General features: G+C 38.7%; 10 protein-coding genes. 9 read left to right on the top strand and 1 reads right to left on the bottom strand.

The window, feature by feature from the left end; all coding sequences use genetic code 11:
• The first annotated feature begins 614 nt into the window (after positions 1-614).
• The 9 genes from AAC073_RS13705 to AAC073_RS13665 all read left to right on the top strand — a co-directional run bounded on the left by AAC073_RS13705 (position 615) and on the right by AAC073_RS13665 (position 17,761).
• Complete coding sequence (locus AAC073_RS13705; protein WP_339924344.1) at positions 615-2,501, top strand: 7TM diverse intracellular signaling domain-containing protein; 1,887 nt, start codon at positions 615-617, stop codon at positions 2,499-2,501.
• Positions 2,502-2,754: 253 nt separating this feature from the next.
• Complete coding sequence (locus AAC073_RS13700; protein ID WP_339924343.1) at positions 2,755-5,844, top strand: TonB-dependent receptor; 3,090 nt, start codon at positions 2,755-2,757, stop codon at positions 5,842-5,844.
• Positions 5,845-5,857: 13 nt separating this feature from the next.
• Positions 5,858-7,399 (top strand): RagB/SusD family nutrient uptake outer membrane protein, encoded by a 1,542-nt coding sequence (locus tag AAC073_RS13695; RefSeq protein ID WP_339924342.1) that lies wholly within the window; start codon positions 5,858-5,860, stop codon positions 7,397-7,399.
• 23 nt (positions 7,400-7,422) lie between these two features.
• On the top strand, positions 7,423-8,508 hold the full coding sequence (locus AAC073_RS13690) for a LamG domain-containing protein (protein ID WP_339924341.1): 1,086 nt from the start codon (positions 7,423-7,425) through the stop codon (positions 8,506-8,508).
• Positions 8,509-8,563: 55 nt separating this feature from the next.
• Positions 8,564-10,531 (top strand): glucoamylase family protein, encoded by a 1,968-nt coding sequence (locus AAC073_RS13685; protein ID WP_339924340.1) that lies wholly within the window; start codon positions 8,564-8,566, stop codon positions 10,529-10,531.
• Between the two features lie 38 nt (positions 10,532-10,569).
• Positions 10,570-12,153 carry a glucoamylase family protein gene (locus tag AAC073_RS13680; protein ID WP_339924339.1) on the top strand — a complete coding sequence of 528 codons (1,584 nt, stop codon included), beginning with the start codon at positions 10,570-10,572 and terminating at the stop codon, positions 12,151-12,153.
• A gap of 351 nt (positions 12,154-12,504) precedes the next feature.
• Positions 12,505-15,660, top strand: coding sequence for a TaqI-like C-terminal specificity domain-containing protein (locus AAC073_RS13675; RefSeq protein ID WP_339924338.1), 3,156 nt, complete (start codon positions 12,505-12,507; stop codon positions 15,658-15,660).
• On the top strand, positions 15,657-16,508 hold the full coding sequence (locus AAC073_RS13670) for a hypothetical protein (protein ID WP_339924337.1): 852 nt from the start codon (positions 15,657-15,659) through the stop codon (positions 16,506-16,508). Before AAC073_RS13675 ends, AAC073_RS13670 begins: the two co-directional genes overlap by 4 nt.
• Before the next feature lie 782 nt (positions 16,509-17,290).
• Entirely contained in the window at positions 17,291-17,761 is a 471-nt protein-coding gene (locus tag AAC073_RS13665; RefSeq protein ID WP_339924336.1) for a hypothetical protein, read from the top strand.
• Positions 17,762-18,925: 1,164 nt separating this feature from the next.
• Here the strand turns inward: AAC073_RS13665 and AAC073_RS13660 are convergent.
• Complete coding sequence (locus AAC073_RS13660) at positions 18,926-19,558, bottom strand: porin family protein (protein WP_339924335.1); 633 nt, start codon at positions 19,556-19,558, stop codon at positions 18,926-18,928.
• Positions 19,559-19,598: the final 40 nt, after the last annotated feature.

Genomic DNA, 19,598 nt, shown 5'->3' with positions numbered 1-19,598 from the left:
CCCACTCAATTCACCTAAATCTCCTCTTTTTTATTTTCTAAGCAGACCCTAATTAGTTTTTTTTTAACCCCCGTTAGGACGGAGAAAACATTTCTTTGCGACTCTGCAGCTCTGCGTGAAATTTTTCAAGTCCTACTTAATTTATTGTTTCTCGCAAAGGCGCTAAGACGCAAAGGGTATAGGGATGCCTCTTTAACCCTTTAATTAGTTTTTTTTTAACCCCCGTTAGGAAGGAGAAAGCATTTCTTTGCGACTCTGCGGCTCTGCGTGAAATTTTTCAAGTCCTACTTAATTTATTGTTTCTCGCAAAGGCGCTAAGACGCAAAGGGAATAGGGATGCCTCTTATTAAAAGGTAACCCTTTGATTAGTTTTTTATCTTAACTCCGCTCAGCCACCTATACGGCGCTCATCTAGGAGTAGGTAACTATGCCTTTCTATTCTATAGAATTTTTATTTCCATAGCCTACGCCCCACCAAAAGAAGCCACTTCATACAAGATTTGGATTGATTCCAATTTAAGCATGGTTTTTGCCCATTTTTATTTTTTAGTTATTAAACCTAAAAAGTGTTTGCTTGGTTCTATTGCACCATGGTCAACGAAAAATGAGTGGAAATGTATAATTTATTGAGAAGACATGTTTGGCCTGTTGTAATTTTAATTTTGATCTCAAACACTCTTTGTTTAGGTCAAAGAATATCCGGCGCCGCGACTTTGAAAATAGATGATGGTTGGAATGAACGGATTTATGCCATCAACCAGCTTGAATTTTTTGAAGACAGCACAAATCAGCTGGATTTCAATGATATAAGTGAGGAAAAGTTTCAGCAGAATATAAAAATAAGGCCTGACTTTAGTAAAAATCATTTTAATACTGATTATACTTATTGGGTAAAATTATCGATAGACAACAGCCCAGAAAGCACAAAACAATGGTTACTTGAATTCTATGACCAAAGCATAGACCATATCATCGCCTACGTTCCTAACGGCAATGGTGGGTATACGACCAAAGAAATGGGAGATAATAATCCCTTTTCTCAACGACTTTTCAATCATAAAAATTTTCAATTGCTACTGGAAAACAGCGAACCTGGTATTTCTAATTTTTATTTCAAGATTAATTCTTCTCAAAAAGCGGATATCAGAATTGCAGTAAGGTCGCTTAACCGCTTTGTTCACTATGCGCTGAGCGAATATTTTCTATATGGGCTTTTTTATGGTATGATTTTGATCATTGCCTTTTATAATCTTTTGATATTTCTGGCGGTCAAAGAAATGAAATACGTGTACTATATTCTTTACCTTCTCAGCGTAGCACTTTATGCGATGAGTTTAGATGGAATAGGATTTCAATATTTTTGGCCCAATTACCCCAATTGGAATGCTGTGGTGAATGGTATTTTTAGCTTTTCGATTGTGTTTTGGGCAGTATTGTTTACAGTGAGGTTTTTAAACACTAAAAGAAAGGCACTGGCCTTTCACTATTCCTTGTGGATTTCATTAAGCATTAAATTTGTGCTTTTCTGTTTGGGTTTATTTGCAAACAATAAATATTTTGAACTAACCTATTTTGATAGCCTACCCTTTTTATTAATATTGTCTACTTCAATCTTTTTACTTGTAAAAAAATACCAGGCAGCCAGATTTTTTGTCATGGCTTATGGTGTTTTGTTTGTAGGAGTTTGTATTAAAATATTGGCCAATAATGCCATTATACCGCATAATACCCTTATTCATTACAGCCTTCACTTTGCTTTCCTGGTGGAGATGGTGCTTTTGTCTTTTGCCTTAGGAGATCGGATTAGGTTAATGAAAGAAATCAGGGACAAAGCACTTAAAAGATCTCTTTTACAATACAAGGAAAATATTTCATTGAAAGAAAAGGTAAACAAAGAACTTGAGTTTAAAGTAAGTGCAAGGACTGCTGAACTTCAAGCAAAAAACGAACTTCTGGAAACGTATAACGGACAACTTCAGGAGAAAGACGCAGAAATTGAGCGCATGAACGCCTTATTGGATAAAGACAATTGGAAATTAAAAAGCTCGATAAAAGCTTCCTTTCGTGCTCGCCTGACTAAAAAATCATTGACACTTATAGAGTTCAGAGAGATATTTCCTGAACCGTCAGCATGTTACAGGTATTTGGAAGAGTTAAAATGGGGAGATGGTTTTCAATGCCGTCAATGTGACCATACAAAATATGGCAAAACAACTAAGGTTTTTAGCAGAAGATGTACCAAATGCGGTCACATTAATTCCGTAACTTCTGGTACCATTTTTCACGGTATTAAATTCCCTTTGGACAAAGCTTTTTATATTATTTACGCCTCTTATATTACCCGAGAAAAATCGACCTTGGATCAACTGGCAGAAATTTTGGATTTGAGAAGAAATACGATTTGGGCATTTAGGAAAAAAATCCAAACTAGAATAGGTAATCAGCCTGATCTGGAAGTTGGTTGGGAGGAAATCGTTTTATTTGAAATGGTCGATTTCTAAATTCTATTTTTTCATTCATGCTATCCATCCGGTATGAAATTATTTAATATGCGGTCTATTTCCTAAATAGGGTGTTTTTCATTGATATTAATGTGATATTTCTTGATGAAATTTTAAGGAATTTTAAGCATTTAAGTTTAAGTTTTATCCCATTTCTGCACCATCTGACAATAGTTTAATTTAGTTTCATACCCAAATCAAGCTTGCTTTGGTTGACCAATAAACTATTAAAATTACCTAAACTCAAAACCTTATGAAAATTCCCTTTACTATAGAAAAAGGAAATTTTAAACCTAAAATCCCTTTTTCATTATTTTGGTTAGTTTTATTATTTGGAGGGCTTTTATTTTCCGAAAGTTCTCTATTGACAGCCCAACAACTCACTGTGAGTGGAACAGTCAAGGATCCATCAGGTGAATCAATTCCAGGCGTAAATATTCTCGAAAAAAGCACTGGAAATGGAACAGTGACAAATATTGATGGCAATTATGAATTGCAGGTCGCATCCCCACAGTCTGTGTTAGTATTTTCATTTATAGGTTTTGAAAGCCAAGAGATTGTTGTGGGTGCTCAAAGCACAATTGACATACAATTCGTAGAAGATGCTCAGGGACTAGATGAAGTGGTGGTTATTGGATATGGTACACAAAGAGAGCGAGACTTGACCTCCGCTATTTCTACCATCAAATCTGATGATATTATTAAAACACCCAATTCTCAAGCCATGCAATCCCTACAAGGAAGGGTTGCTGGGGTCCAAATTGTTAGTAATGGTGCACCTGGAGCTTCTCCAACTGTAAGGGTGCGAGGGATTGGCTCTTTTGAAGGAGGAGGAGCGCCGCTGTATGTGGTCGACGGTATGTTTTTTGACAATATCGATTTTCTTAATCCCAATGACATTGAAACCATATCTGTACTTAAAGATGCTTCAGCTTCCGCTATTTATGGGGTAAGGGCAGCAAATGGAGTAGTGGTTATAGAAACGAAAGGTGGAGATTACAACCAGGAGCCAGAAATCGTATATGATGGTTACTATGGGATCCAAAATCCTCAAAATGTATTGAAAATGGCGAATTCCCAACAATTCGTGCAATACATCAATGAAACAGGAGCTGTTGCGGACATGGAATTTATTCAAAATGCCATTCAGCGTTATGGAAGAAGTTATATTGATCCATCCTTACCTGCAGTAAATACAGATTGGTATAGCGAAATAATGGCACCAGCTGCCATTCAAAACCATAACCTTTCCTTCAATGGAGGAAGCACTAAAACAAGGTACTCTGTTGGCGCAAGTTATTTTGACCAAGAGGGTCTGATGAAAGAAACTCGGAACAGCTATAAAAGAATGAATTTCCGGATAAAACTTGACACAGATGTGAAGGAGTGGATGACGGTTGGCGGTAATTTGAATGTAAGTACTGCTGAGCAATACAATGGGGACAATGGTGCTTGGTTTAGGTCTTACTTTGCAGTACCTATTCTTCCTGTTTATGATGAAACCAATATAGACGCCTCTCCATTTGGTTTGTCTAATGCTCAGCAACTAGGGTATAGAAGCAACCAAAATCCATTTTACAACTTGCTCTATTCTGACAATAGGAATAAAGTTGCCAAGTTATTGGGGAATTTTTATTCTGAGATTGAAATCATACCCAATAACCTTACTTTTAAAACTTCCTACAATTTTAGTATGGAGAGTATTAATTCAAGGAATGTAGGGTTTGCTTACAGTGATGGCAGAGAAGAAAGACAATCTTCATTGAGTAGGAATTCCTTCACAAGATATGATCAGATTTGGGACAATTTCCTAACCTACCAAAATAACTTTGACCTACACAATCTTACTGTAGTGTTAGGTCAATCTTTCAGGAGTGAATCAAATGAAGTTTTATTTGCTAGAGGAGAAAACCTTAACCCTGATCCAATGAGAGATGAGGAGCAGTTTTGGTACCTAAACAATGCTACTGATTTTGACTTAAATGGTATTGGAGATGGCGGAAACAAGTTGTTTTATCAATCTTATTTTTCTAGAGTGGCGTACAATTATGACGACCGCTATTTACTATATGGAACCTACAGGAGAGATGGCAACAATAAATTTCAACAAAAGTGGGGTGATTTTGCCACCTTTGGAGCCGGATGGGTGCTAACAGAAGAATCCTTTTTCAATGTTCCAAACATTGATTTTCTAAAATTGAGAGGCTCATGGGGCCAATTGGGTAATGATGGCATCAATTCCTCAGTGGGTGCCCCTCAGTTAGTGGAAAATAGGGGAGCTTATGATGGGGTTTTGATTATAGGAAGGCGATTAGATCCTACTTTTGATTTGATCGATCGTTGGGAAACCACAGTTGAGCGAAATATTGGATTGAACGCCAGATTATTTGGTGAGCGATTATCAATTGATGCGGATTACTTTATTAGAGACACAAGAAACCTAGCGGTGAGCATCATTCCACCTGTAATTCGGGCAAGTGAAAGACGGAGCGTCGGTGAAATAAGAAATGAAGGGCTGGAACTGTCCATAAATTGGGAAAATGATATTTCAGAGAATTTTTCCTACTTCCTCAGTGGAAATATAGCTACCCTTAAAAACACTGTTTTAAGCTTGGGAGGTCCGGAAAGTTTAGATGCCGGCTCTGCTGAATTCAGACAGCGTTCAATAGTGGGGCAGCCTTATTTGGCATTTTATGGTTATGAAACGGATGGCGTATTCCAGACCGAAGAGCAAATTAACAATTACGGATACAGTTCACAGTTTGTGGCAGACAATAACCTACAGTCAGGTGATTTGATATTTAAAGATCAGAATGGCGATGGGCTAATCAATGATGAAGACAGGGTAGTCCTTGGATCCTTTCTGCCCGATTATTCCTATGGATTCAATGCTGGCTTTAATTATGGAAATTTTGAGTTTTCAGCTTTAATTCAAGGGCAGGTTGGTAATAGCATTCTTAATCGCAAGAGGGGAGAAATAATTTTTACCAATGATACCAATATTGATGCTGAACTAGCAGACAACCTATGGAGAGGAGAGGGAACATCCAACAAATATCCTTCAGCCGCAGGATTGAGAAGAAGCTGGAACCAGAACTTAAGCAATTATTTTGTAGAAGATGGAAGCTATTTTAGGCTTCAAAATGTTCGTTTGACTTATGCTATTGTCGATAGGGAAGTGATGGGAGTTAAATTCCCTCAAACCCGGGTCACACTTACAGCAGATAGACCATTGACCATATTCAATTACAATGGTTTTAATCCTGAAGTAGCCAATGGCATAGACCGTCAGGTATACCCTATCCCAGGCACTTATACATTAGGCCTAAACATCAAACTTTAAATTCGAAACAAAGATGAAAACCAATAAATATACTATCGTTTTGTTTTTGGCTTTAATACTTGGGCTGACAGGACAATCTTGTACGGGTTTGCTGGATGAGCCCCTGGAAAATAAATTCATTGCTGAAAACACAGATTATACGCAATTCCAAAACATGGACCTTTTGCTTTATGGTGCATACAATGAGCTTTATTCATTGCAATGGGAAAGTTACCCAATCATAAGTGTTCGAGGTGATGATGTAAATGCTGGGGGTGACCAGGTGCCACTCACAGAAACGGATAACTTTCAATACAACAGAAGCTTCTGGATGTACAATTCAATTTGGCTCAACCTCTATTCAGACCTACTGTTTTGGCATGGAGCCATGGAGGAGATCGAAAAATACAGGGAGGCAGGAGCCAGTGAAGTTGATTCCCGTCAGTACATTGCTGAAATTAAAGTGCTAAGGGCTTATGAGTTGATGCATTTAGTTCGTTTGTGGGGAGCTGTATTGATACCCAATTCATCAGAGCCCAGCCACCTGTTTAATGTACCCCTTTCAGATTTTGATGCGGTGATGCAACATATTTCAGAACAGATGGATGAAGCTATTCCTGACCTTCCAAGCATTCACCCTAACCAAAGGACAAAAGTAAAAGGAGGTGTCACAAGATATACAGCATTAGCAGTAAATGCATTGGCAAATTTGGAATTAAAAAATTACCAGGAAGTGGTAAAAGCTACTGATGAAATCATAAGCAGTGATTTGTATCGCTTGGAACCAGATTATTACCAACTTTTCAAACTTTCAGGTAAACTGAATGATGAAAACCTTTTAGAATTGCAATATTCAGATTTTGGTCAGGCAAGCGGTACGAATACCCGATACCTCTGGGATTTTTTCGGGCCTGCCAACTGGACTCCTGCCGTATCTGGTGCTGGAGGTGGCTGGGGTTTTTGGGAGCCATCTCTCAAATATGTGAAGTTTATGATTGAAAGAAATGAACAGCAAAGGTTGTCTACTACTGTACTTTTTACTCCAAATGGAATAGCAGAAGTACAATCAGACCCAAACTTTGCAACACTACCAAATTGGGTTACCAATAGCAGTGCTGATGGTGATGTGTTTAACGATCATCCCAGGTATAATTTCCTTAGTGGAAAGCATTATTTACCGTCTACCCAACTTACCCCGGGTAGATTCGGGTATGGAGAAAATAAAAACTTCACTAATATCAGGTACGCGGAGATATTGCTTATACATGCTGAAGCCTTGGTAAGTGGTGCTTCAGGAGGAGTGATTTCAGCAGATGAGGCTGTCAACCTGGTCCGAAATAGGGCAGGGCTTGGAAACCTGAATGGCGTAAACCTTGAGGCTGTTTTAGATGAAAAATTTGCAGAATTTGGAATGGAATGGGGAATTAGGTATTACGATTTGGTTCGTCACGGCTTGACGGATGAACTGAATTATGGAGGAAGGGTTTATGATGCTGAGGCGGATAAATACCTGCCTTATCCACTCGAGCAGCAGGATATTTTGCCTCAAATTAAAGAAGCTGCTAACAATAATTAATGGTAATTAAAAAATGTAATCCGATGATAAATAAAAGGTTCACCCTTATAATGCTGATGGCCTTGATTGCCGTCTCATGTACAGATGGTTATATTGACGATATCGCCTTTGTAGCTCCCGGCCCAGATAATAATGCGCCGGAAATCGAAATTAATTACCCAAACGAGGGTACAAAAATTCGAGTTGTAGAAGATGTTACAACTATCAATATTGACCTTGCTATTGAGGATGATATTGAAATCGATGCGGTTTCATTGAAAATGGATGGCACTGAAATAGCAAGTTTTAATGAATTCATTGATTATAGAAGGTTTTTGAAGAAGCATACTTTTGAAACACTAACCAATGGACAGCATGTTCTTGAAGTTATGGCGACAGATAAGTCTGGGAAATCTACCGTAAAATCGGTGACTTTTGAAAAAACTGAACCATACCAGCCAATTTATGATGGTGAAATTTTTTATTTGCCATTTGATGGAGACTTTGTAGAGTTGGTTCGGCTTCAAACACCTGACATTGCAGGTGCACCAGAATTTGCTAGTGGATTAATGGGAAGTGCCTATAAAGGGAAAACAGATGCCTCTCTACAGTTTCCTACCGACGGATTAAAAAATGAAGCTTTTAGCGCCGTGTTTTGGTACAACCTGAATGCAAGTCCCGATAGGGCTGGGCTTTTGGTGATGGGCCCACCAGATGAGGCCAATCCTACTGCGATGAACAACAGAACCTCTGGATTTAGATTGTTCAGAGAAAATGCAGGTGGCAAGCAAAGGATTAAGTTGAATGTAGGGAATGGTACCAATGACAGTTGGTTTGATGGAGGAAGTGTGGCTGATATTGATCCCGCCATAGCTGGCTGGAACCATATTGCTTTTACCATTGCCTCTGATCAAGTCACCGTTTACCTTAATGGAGAAATTGTAAGCCAGAATAACTTTTCTGGTGTAGACTGGACAGGATGTGATTTGCTATCCGTTGGCTCTGGAGCTCCACGATTCGCAGGCTGGGGGCATTTGTCAACGGCAAGCTTAATGGACGAACTGAGAATATTTAATACAGCTTTGACGCAAGAAGAAATTCAAATGATCATGGCTGCAGAAAGCAATTAAGAATAAAGCACTAAACGACAGTCAATATTCTTGGCTGTCGTTTTTTTCCTGTCTCATGTACCGAAAAACAATTACCCAATCCCTACTTATGCTGCTGCTGTTTTCTTGCCAAGAGGAAACTGCTGAGCAGCCCAATATTCAATTGATTAAAGTAATGGTTGGCCAAATGCTTTTGGATCAGGATGATAGTCAAAATGCCGGTGTTGATACAGATCAAAGTATATCGATATTTTTTTCTTCGGCAGTTGATCCTGAAAGGATGGAGGAAGCGATAAGCCTAAAAGAAGCACTTTCGGGTGAAATCGTGAAATTCAATGTCAATTTTTTAAACGGAGATAAAGAAGTGGTTCTCCGGCCAATTGGATTGCTTAAAGAAGGTGCCACTTATTTGCTGCGCATTAGTGCAGGAGCATTAGGTAATCAAGAGGCTTACTTTCCAGGTTATGAGGTGAAATACACCACGCGATCTTCAAATGTTGAAGTAATAGGCTTTGCTATCGATGGGGCTCAATGGGTTGGAAATCGTCGGTGGTTAAATGCAAGCACTGATTTTTCTATAGGCCTGACTTTCTCAAAAGCCATTGCCCTTACTATCGACCAAATTAAAATCACCCAAAATGGAAGTCCTATGCAGGTGAGATTAGAAGCAGGGGAGGATGATAGAAATTGGATAATAAAGAGCTCAGAAGTACTCGAGGGCTTTAAAAAATACGCGCTTTTGATCGGGTTTGAAGAATTTTCTTCGGTTGAACAGGAAATAGAGGATTTCACAGTTGAATTCTTTACTGGGAAATCCAACATTCCTCAATTTCCTATGTTGAACACTGCGGCTTTATTGACTTTGGTTCAGCAGCAAACCTTTAATTATTTTTGGGATTTTGCACACCCCGATAGTGGAATGATCCGGGAACGAAACACCTCAGGTGATATCGTGACGACTGGAGGAACTGGCTTTGGAATGATGGCCATTATTGTTGGAATAGAAAGGGGATTTATCAAAAGAAATGAAGGCGTGGAAAGGTGGGCAAAAGTGGTTACGTTTTTAGCTAACGCAGATAGGTTTCATGGCGCTTGGTCCCACTGGATAAATGGAAATACTGGAAAAGTCATCCCATTTAGTGCCAAAGACGATGGAGGAGATATTGTAGAGACCGCTTTGTTAATTCAGGGTTTATTGACTGTTAAAGAATACTTGGATCCTTCCAATACCACCGAGAATGAGCTCATAGAAAGTATAAATGTTTTATGGGAGGAAGTAGAATGGGATTGGTATACCGGAGGAGGACAAAATAAATTATTCTGGCATTGGTCTCCTAACTATGAATGGGATATGAATTTGCCTGTTTCTGGATACAATGAGTCCCTTATCGTATATGTATTGGCAACAGCATCTCCTACCTATCCTATAGCTACAGAAGTGTACCATCAAGGATGGGCTAGAGGTGGAGCCATTGTAAATGGGAACAGTTATTTTGGTCGAGAATTGCCATTAGGTCCTGCTATGGGTGGACCCTTGTTTTATGCTCATTATTCTTTTTTAGGTTTGGATCCGCGATCATTAGAAGATCAATATGCTGATTATTGGGAACAAAATGTTAACCATAGCTTAATTCACCAAGCCTATAGTGAGCAAAATAGTTTGGGATATGTTGGCTATGGTGCTGAGATATGGGGACTGACAGCCAGCGACAATCATTTAGGGTATGGTGCCCATTCTCCCACCAATGACATTGGCGTAATAGCTCCCACTGCAGCATTGTCCTCCATGCCCTACACACCCGAAGCTTCTATGGATGCACTTGAATTGTATTATTATGGTTTGGGAGACAGGTTATGGGGAGAATATGGTTTTTACGATGCATTTAACCTCACTGAATACTGGATTTCAGACAGTTATCTTGCCATTGATCAGGGGCCTATTGTAATCATGATAGAAAATCACCGGACTGGATTGTTATGGGAACATTTTATGCAAAACCAGCAGGTACAAGCCGGCCTGGATAAATTGGGGTTTAGTTATTAAAAAATTGATTAATAGCGTCAATATAAAAGAGATATCAAATGAACAGGACATTAAACTTATGGATTTTTGGAATAGGAGTGTTGCTCCTTATTTCAAGTTGTGACAACAATCCCGAACCATCCAAGAGGATAATTGTAAAGGGATATGACCGACATGTTGAATTGCAATGGGAGCCTGTTGAAGGGGCTAAGAGCTATGCTGTTTTTGTAAAAAAAGAGGACAATAGCTATACACAAAGAGCAAACGTGAAGGATACCATTTACATGGATTTTGTGAACGACCTGGGGACTGAGCTAGAACTTTCCTACAAGGTGGAAGCACAATTAAATGAAGGTACTGAGAGTTTGGGTGAAGTCACAGTAGCTACCCGATCAATGACGGACGAAGAACTACTAGATATGGTTCAATATTACACATTTCGGTATTTTTGGGAAGGTGCAGAACCCAATTCAGGAATGGCAAGAGAACGAGTTCATATGGATGGCAACTACCCACAGAATGATCAAAATGTAGTGACCACGGGAGGAACTGGTTTTGGTATATTTGGCCTGTTAGCTGGAATAGAAAGAAATTGGGTGAGCAAGGAAGAAGGGATAGCACGTTTTGAGCGTATAGTTGATTTTCTTGAAAAGGCTGATAGGTTTCATGGGGTTTGGCCGCATTGGATTCATGGTGAGAGCGGAAAAGTTAAGCCTTTTGGAAATGATGATGATGGAGGAGATTTAGTAGAGTCAGCCTTCTTAATGCAGGGTTTATTGGCCGTGAGAGAATACTATAAAAAAGGGACTGAACGAGAAAAACAGCTTGCCCAAAAGATTGATGAATTATGGAATTCTATGGAGTGGAACTGGTACACCCAAGGTGGTCAGGATATTCTATATTGGCATTGGTCCCCAAATTTTGGTTGGCAAAAGAATTTTGGGATCAAGGGGTATGATGAGTGCATGATTACGTATGTTTTGGCCGCTTCGTCCCCGACTTTCAGCGTACCTGCAAGTGTTTACCATAAAGGTTGGGCCAGGGATGGTGGGATTGTAAATGACACTTCGGCCTATGGACATGACCTTCCTTTGAAACACAATGGCTCACCTGAGTTTGGAGGCCCCTTATTTTGGTCTCATTACGCTTATTTAGGCCTAAATCCTAAGGACTTAAAAGACCAATACGCCAACTATTGGGAGCATAACCGAAACCATACTTTGATTAACAGGCAATGGTGTGTAAATAATGAACAAGGATTTAAAGGCTATGGAGAAGACCTTTGGGGCTTGACGGCAAGCTATACCGTAACAGGATATGCTGCCCACAAGCCAGGAAATGATTTGGGGGTGATTTCTCCCACAGCTGCATTGTCTTCTATTCCTTATACGCCTGAAGAAAGCATGGCGGTGATAAAGAATTTGTATTACAATTATGGGGAAAAGGTTTTTGGCCGTTATGGCTTTTATGATGCCCTTAGCCCGGAAAAAGATTGGTATCCACAGCGGTATTTGGCCATCGATCAGGGCCCCATTGTAGCCATGATAGAGAATTACCGCACAGGTTTGGGTTGGGATTTATTTATGGCTGCCCCTGAGGTGCAAGAAGGTTTGGACAAGCTAGGGTTTAGTGTTTCTGAGTAATAGCTATTCCAAACGCTTTCAAATCCCTCCGCCACGGCGGAGGGATTTTGGTTTTTCAGGACTTATGAATGCGATCCTGATTTAACCTTTTAACAGCCCTCTTAAATTGTATCAATCAAGCTTTGGTCTTATTAGGGCCTGTTTAAATTAATTTTGGTACCAACTAACGATAAATTAAGGGGATATAGCTTCAATAGGCCATTATTACATATAAAATCATTAAAAGCACAAGATTGAAAGTGTAGATTTAATAGAAATCTTAGGAATCATACTTATATTGGTAGTTTATATGCTAACCCTAACATTGTAGCCTTAGACATTGTTAAACTTTAAGCCCACTTGTAATTTTTAATGGCGTTATTTCAAAATTCCGTACGCAAAAAACACATCGCAGCACAGGACCATCCTGCCATGCAGGAAGCCTTTGAGCGGTATCGAAAGTATTTTCACAATCCTCTTATCCATTCCAATATCCGGGCGGCCAAAGAGGAACAGTTTCAGGAAGGTTTTCTTCGGGAACTTTTTGTCAATATTCTCGGGTATACCATCAACCCCAATCCTGATTATAACCTGACCACAGAACTGAAAAACATCAAGGATGCAAAGAAAACTGACGGCGCCATCCTCAAAGAGGGCAATGCCATTGCTGTAATTGAACTCAAAGGAACAGATACCAAAGACCTTGAGAAAGTCCGAGACCAGGCTTTTAATTACAAAAACAACCAACCTGAATGCCATTACGTCATTACCAGCAACTTTGAGAAGCTTCGATTCTATATAGACAATGCCATTGACTTTTTGGAATTCAATGTTTTCTCTATGCAATGGGAAGACTTTACCCTTTTTTGGCTTCTCCTCCAAAAGGACAACCTCCTAAACCATCTACCCAAAAAAGTAAAAGAGGAGTCTTTACTTGTTGAGGAACAAATCACCAAAAAACTCTACGCTGATTACTCCTCTTTTAAGCAGGAACTCTGGCAAGACACGGTGGCCCGGAATCCTGAGCAGGATGAATTGGAACTCTACAAAAAAAGCCAAAAACTACTCGATCGATTCCTTTTTATCTTCTTTGCTGAGGACAAGGGGCTGTTACCGCCCAACTCCATCATGGAAATCGTCCGGCAGTGGATGCACCTCAAAGAATTGGATGCTTATGCGCCACTCTATGAGCGGTTCTTAAAATACTTTGGCTACCTCAATACGGGGAGAGTACAGCCCGGCAAAGCCGAAATCCATGCCTACAATGGTGGGCTTTTTGCACCTGATCCAATTCTGGATACTTTAAAAATTTCTGATGAGGTGCTCGAAAAGCACGTTAAAAAAATTACTGAATACGACTTCGACACTGAGGTCGACACCAATATCCTTGGGCATATCTTCGAACACAGTCTAAATGACATCGAGAATGTCCGCGCTTCACTCGAAGGCACGGCCATAGACAAAAGCAAAACCAAGCGCAAAAAAGACGGCGTTTTCTATACCCCCAAATACATCACCAAGTACATCGTAGACAATACGCTTGGAAGGTTATGCGAGGAAAAAAAGAAAGCCTATGAAATCGTAGACGAGGATTTTGCAGAGGGAAAGCGGGGCAGGCAGAAGAAAACCATTCAAAAGCTAAAGGAAAAGCTAGACCAATACAGGGTATGGCTATTGCAACTCACCATCTGTGATCCGGCCTGTGGGTCAGGAGCATTTCTTAACCAAGTACTGGAATTTCTGATTGCAGAGCATCGCTACCTGGACGAACTCGAATCCCAACTCTTTGGCACGCCTATGGTTTTGCCCAATGTGGAAAACCAAATCCTCGAAAACAACATTTTCGGTGTGGATATCAATGAGGAGTCTGTAGAAATTGCCCGCTTATCACTCTGGCTACGTACAGCCAAAAAAGGCCGCAAACTCAGCAGCTTAAATTCTAATATCAAAGTCGGCAACTCCCTTATCGATGATCCCGAGGTGGCCGGAGACTTGGCTTTTAATTGGGAGAAGGAATTTCCAAAGGTGTTCGATCCGTCATTGCGAGGAACGAAGCAATCTGGTTTTGATGTGGTGGTGGGTAATCCACCTTATGTTAGGGCAGAACTTTTAGGGGGAATTATAGAATTGCTTTCAAAGGAATATGAAGTTTATCATCCTGCCAGTGACTTATTTGCTTATTTCTATGAATTGGGAACGAGGTTGATCAAATCTGAAATCGGAATAATGGGTTTTATCTCAAATACTTTTGATAAGACAAAAGCTGGACAAGTCTTAAGAGCCTATCTGAAAGATAAAACCAGATTTTGGGAGTACATAGATTTTACAGAAGTTCAGATCTTTGAAGGAGCTACGACTTATCCTGTAATTATTATCCTTAATAAGAATCGTAAAGAGAATAGTACCTTTTCATATGTTAAAATACTGAAATCAGCACAAAACATAACCATAGATATACCACAACATGAAACGGTTAATGTTGTCCAATCTTCTCTCAAGGATGCTTCTTGGTCTTTTAATTCGGTAGAGGTTTGGAAAATTTTAAATAAAATTTCTGAGTTCAAAACTGTAAAAGAAAATTTTGGAAAATGTTATTACGGTGTTAAGACTGCGTTAAATGAAGCTTTTATTATTAAAAGTGAAGAGCCTTCTAGTGCCAACCTGAAGCCCATTTATGAAGGTAAAGACATAGAAAAATGGAATACACCAAGATCGAATCAACAGCTTATATTTTTTCCAAGTGGATGGACAAAAAAGAAATATGGCTTAGAAATAACCGAATTTGAAGCTATTCAAAAATTACAAATTGATTATCCACATCTTGTAAATAGTTTACTCCCTTTTGAGGTATCTGCCAAGAAAAGATATGATCAAGGTGAATTTTGGTGGGAATTAAGGAACTGTGCTTATTATAATTTATTTGAAGAGCCAAAAATTATATTTCCAAATCTTCAAAATTCAAATAAGTTTTCATTTGATGATAAAAGTATATATGTAAATGCTCCTGCCGTATTTTTACCTAACGATAGAAAGACCCTTCTTTGCATTTTAAATTCCAAAGTAGTTTGGATGTTTCTAAAATCAATCTGTGTTGTCAGAAGTGGGGGATACATAGAAGTAAAGCCACAATATTTTGAGCAGATTCCTATTCCTGAGATTAAGAATGAAGATCAATTTGAAAAATTGGCTGATCTAATTATTGAAGCAACGGATTCCAATCAAAAGGTAATTGCTTCATTTTTAAACCACGTCCAATCCAAATTCTCCATCTCCAAACCCTCCACCAAACTCAAAAACTGGCCAACTTTAGATTTTAAAGTATTTTTGGCAGAGTTAAAAAAAGCCAAGGTCAAATTAAGTCTGCCGGAAGAAGCCGAATGGATGGCTTATTTCAACGAACAAAAAGCCAAAGCCCAAGAACTACAAACAGAAATCAACCGTCTAGATCATGAGATCGATCAGTTGGTCTTTCAATTGTATGGATTAACAGAGGAGGAGATTAAGATTGTGGAAGGGGGTGAAAAGTGAACCATCTAAAGGAAATAATTATTAGCGAAAACGCTTGGAAAATTCTTTTTGAGTTTGCCAAAATTCTTGTAGTATTCCTCTTAGGTCTTTTTTCTAGTTTTCTGATTAATCGAAGAATCAAAAAAAAGAAATTGCGTAGAATCCGGGAATTCTATATTTCATGGATTAATTTTTCCCTTGAGTCAGTAGACCGGCAAGTAGTTTTATTGACAAATCAAATTAAAGAACTGTCTGACTCTAAATCTCCAAAGCTTATTTTTAACCAAAATCAATTACATAAGTTAGCCTCAATCAATAATGAAGAATTATTCGATGCATTTGTTTTAAGTAATAAAGGAAATAGTAAGGTTAATTCAATTAATTTACATCGTTTAGAAAGTCACATAGATTTTTTGATACTTTCTATTCGGGAGGTAAAAGAAAAATTCTTTGATACTCGTGACAAAAAAGAGGTTTGGAATCAAAAATGGAGTCAAAAAGTTGCAGAGTTTCATAGTATTGTTTACCAGTTTTTCCTTATAAATCCTGAATCAATTTATGTGGATCAAATTTTAGAATTGAAAACAAATATCGATAAATCCTATAATGTAAATAATGAGTCTAATAAATTTTTCATAAAAAATTATGTTTATCCGATCAAATCTATTTTTCAGAAACAGATTAAGGATGATACTTCAGGTATATGTTATGAAGGATTTGAAATAAGTGAATCCCTTAACATGTTATGTATGGAAAAGGAAGAATTTTTTTTAAGCTATGAAAGATATTTGATACATTATGAAAAAGAATTGAAAGATACAATTAAAAAAATTGAAGAGATAATAAACTATTTCGAAAACGAGAATTAAGATTAATTTTTTTTGATTTTCTTTTATTTTTTGGAAGAAAATAGAATTAAATTTCGCCCCTGCAGGGCTTAGGTTGCAATACTGATTTTCCACACAGGGCTTCACCCTGTGCTATTATATTTGTCCCTTTCAGGGCCGGGATTGATTTGTAGGAATTGATGTTTAATCTCATTAATATTTTAGTTGAAAATGAACTTATAAACGGATATTTTTTCATTTTAGCCCTGAAAGGGCATAGTAACTTAGCACAGGGTGTCAGCCCTGTGACAATAGGTAAATTTTAAATCTTGAGCCCTGAAAGGGTGGCATCCATTTTACAAAAATCCAAATTTGCTAAAATATTTCGCCCCTGCAGGGATTAGGTTGCAATACTGGTTTTCTACACAGGGATTCACCCTGTGCTATTGTATTTGTCCCTTTCAGGCCCGAGATTGATTTGTAGGAGTTAGTGCTTAACTATATTGAATTTTTAATTAAGAATGCTCTTATATTCCTGGTATTTTTCATTTTAGCCTTGATAGGGCATAGTAACTTAGCATAGGGTGTCAGCCCTGTGGAAATAGGTGAAAATTTAAATCCTGAGGAAAGGGTGGCAATCTCAGTTTGTCCCTTTCAGGATCCGGATAATTTCGGTTAAAATTCAAATTATTGAGAGATAAATAAATAAATCCATCTTTTCATATTAACTATTTAGTAAATTTCATATTAACTTATTTGCATTTTAAAACCTAAAAAAGTAATTTGAATAGAATTAATTATGTTTTATCCTAAATAACCATCTTATGATTACGAAAAATGCAGTTTCTATTCAATTTCCGGAAGCCGATCTTCAGGCGGTAAAAGAAGCTTTGGCCACCTTAAAAACCATCCTTGGTCCACAGCTGATTGCACTTAGCCCATCCGAGCGTCAGACAGTACCCAAAATGAGTGATGGCACCCTTCCCTTTGTGGAAAAGGTAATGGATTATGCCCAATCAGACAATCAGTTTTTACCTCCTTACGTTGATTTGCAAGAATTGGAGAAAGACTGGTTGGCTGTAAAAGAGCTGATGCCGCTGCTAAGAGATTTGCAGCAGTTGGAAAGCAATCTAAACGATACCCTGATGATGGCAGGCTCAGAGGCCTATGTGGGAGCGCTCAGTTATTACAATTCCGTGAAGTATGGTGCCAAAGTAAATGCTGCTGATGCCAAGGTGATTTATGAAGACCTGAAACAAAGATTTGATAAATCAGCAAATAGGGCATCCAATTGAACTGAAACCTAAAAAAGAAAAGTTGCTTATGTCACCTACAACAAGTTGATAGGTACAGTCGGGATGTTTCAGGCTGTACCTATTTTTTTTGTCTTTTTTTGCTTGAAAAACACTATATCTCTTGTCAACGTTCTACTTAAAAGACAGTTTCTAGCATGTTTTTACTTCGCTCTTGCGTTTATTTCCTTCATCCTTGTCAGTTTTTACTGCAAGGCTGAACCTGAAAACACCAATATTTAACCAAAAAGCCGAACATTTCCACTTTTTAACTTCAACTCCCCACTTCCTAACTGCTCGCTTCCATATAAAAACCTGACAGGAGGAGTTCCGAAGTCCCCTTACCCACTTCCGAAGTACCCCAAATCGTTTTTGAGAGCAGCATTTTCCGGTAAAAATGTCAGTCTTTTTATCTATTAATCAAAATGCTGTCATTTTTTAGTGGAAATTTCCAGTTTTGAGGTGAAAAGCCCCACTTCTAAACTCCAACGTTTGAGTTCAGAACCTCAAGCTTGTCAGTTTTAAGTCCACCTACCTATTTATGAAGTGGAGGAGGTGACTTTTTAGGTGGATAGGGGGACTTGTGAAGTACCCCTATTTGGGAAAGATCCCATTGCTTTTTACAGAGATAGGTGCCAATTTATTTTAAAAAGCCCTAGGCTTTTAGATTGGTCTGAGAAAGTGAAATGTGAAGATGTATTCGTTAATCCATTCGTTACAAATCCCTCCGCCACGGCGGAGGGTAAAGGGGATTTTTTTACATAAAATGTAAACTTAAAAGTAGAATTAAAATAATAATCGGTAAACTTAATTTTGGACAAGTATTCATTACTTATAAATCCCGAATTTCTCAAATATTTCGCCCCTTCAGGGCTTAGGTTGCAATACTGATTTTCTACACAGGGCTTCACCCTGTGCTATTGTATTTGTCCCTTTCAGGGCCGGATTGATTTGTAGGAGTTTGTGCTTAACCACCTTGGGTTTTTAGTTGAAAATGAACTTATAAACGGATATTTTTTCATTTTGCCTTGAAAGGGCATAGTAACTTAGCACAGGGTGTCAGCCCTGTGGAAATAGGTAAATATTTAAATCCTGAGGAAAGGGTGGCATCCATGTTACATAAATCCCGAATTGTTTTGAGCCCTGTCGGGGCGGAATATTTTCTGCTCAGAGATAATAGGTCAGATTCATCGACCAAACCCGGTGAACCAACCGGTCGGCCCCATATAAAATTGGATTTAAATCACCATCCAATATCCAATGATCTTTAATCAAAGGTGCCAATCCATGATAATAACGGACATCTAATACAATATGGCTTCCCAGCCGATAGCCCAGACCAGCTAATGCTCCAGCGTCCCATTGGCGGAGATGCGGTATGTCATTTGGAGAACTATTGTTGGTATTTAACCTTTCACCTTTTAGCAGATAGCCAAACTTGCCACCTGCCTGGAGGAAAACATTTTTCCCAACTGGACTGAAACGAACCAGGACAGGAAGCGCGATGTAGTCAAAATGGGTAAGTAATTTGTTCGATTGGGATCCGTCTATACTGCTACCCTGTTTGCTGTAGACCAGTTCGCTTGCCAAGGAAAAATTTCCTGAAAGCGGTTTTGCAAATGCAAGCCCTGCATTGTACTTCCATATCCTATCAGTCAGGTTAATACTGTTTTTAAGCTGACCAGCGTTAACCCCGCCAGTAATTCCTACCCGGATACCGCTCTGTCCGTACCCGTCCCAGGAAGCACTCAAAAAAAGTACAACGCCAATAAAAGCAACAACCTTATTTGTGTATCTCATAATCAGGTTAATTAATGATGAAAGGTCAGTATTTTTTTGT

It is taken from the genome of uncultured Cyclobacterium sp. (assembly GCF_963977555.1).
Lineage (GTDB): Bacteria > Bacteroidota > Bacteroidia > Cytophagales > Cyclobacteriaceae > Cyclobacterium.
This window is presented reverse-complemented; position numbering and strand designations above follow the sequence as displayed.

Coding starts and splice junctions, on each gene's coding strand:
- AAC073_RS13665 (WP_339924336.1), top strand. CDS start 17,291: ATGATTACGAAAAATGCAGTTTCTATTCAATTTCCGGAAGCCGATCTT.
- AAC073_RS13690 (WP_339924341.1), top strand. CDS start 7,423: ATGATAAATAAAAGGTTCACCCTTATAATGCTGATGGCCTTGATTGCC.
- AAC073_RS13695 (WP_339924342.1), top strand. CDS start 5,858: ATGAAAACCAATAAATATACTATCGTTTTGTTTTTGGCTTTAATACTT.
- AAC073_RS13700 (WP_339924343.1), top strand. CDS start 2,755: ATGAAAATTCCCTTTACTATAGAAAAAGGAAATTTTAAACCTAAAATC.
- AAC073_RS13660 (WP_339924335.1), bottom strand. CDS start 19,558: ATGAGATACACAAATAAGGTTGTTGCTTTTATTGGCGTTGTACTTTTT.
- AAC073_RS13680 (WP_339924339.1), top strand. CDS start 10,570: ATGAACAGGACATTAAACTTATGGATTTTTGGAATAGGAGTGTTGCTC.
- AAC073_RS13675 (WP_339924338.1), top strand. CDS start 12,505: ATGGCGTTATTTCAAAATTCCGTACGCAAAAAACACATCGCAGCACAG.
- AAC073_RS13705 (WP_339924344.1), top strand. CDS start 615: ATGTATAATTTATTGAGAAGACATGTTTGGCCTGTTGTAATTTTAATT.
- AAC073_RS13685 (WP_339924340.1), top strand. CDS start 8,564: ATGTACCGAAAAACAATTACCCAATCCCTACTTATGCTGCTGCTGTTT.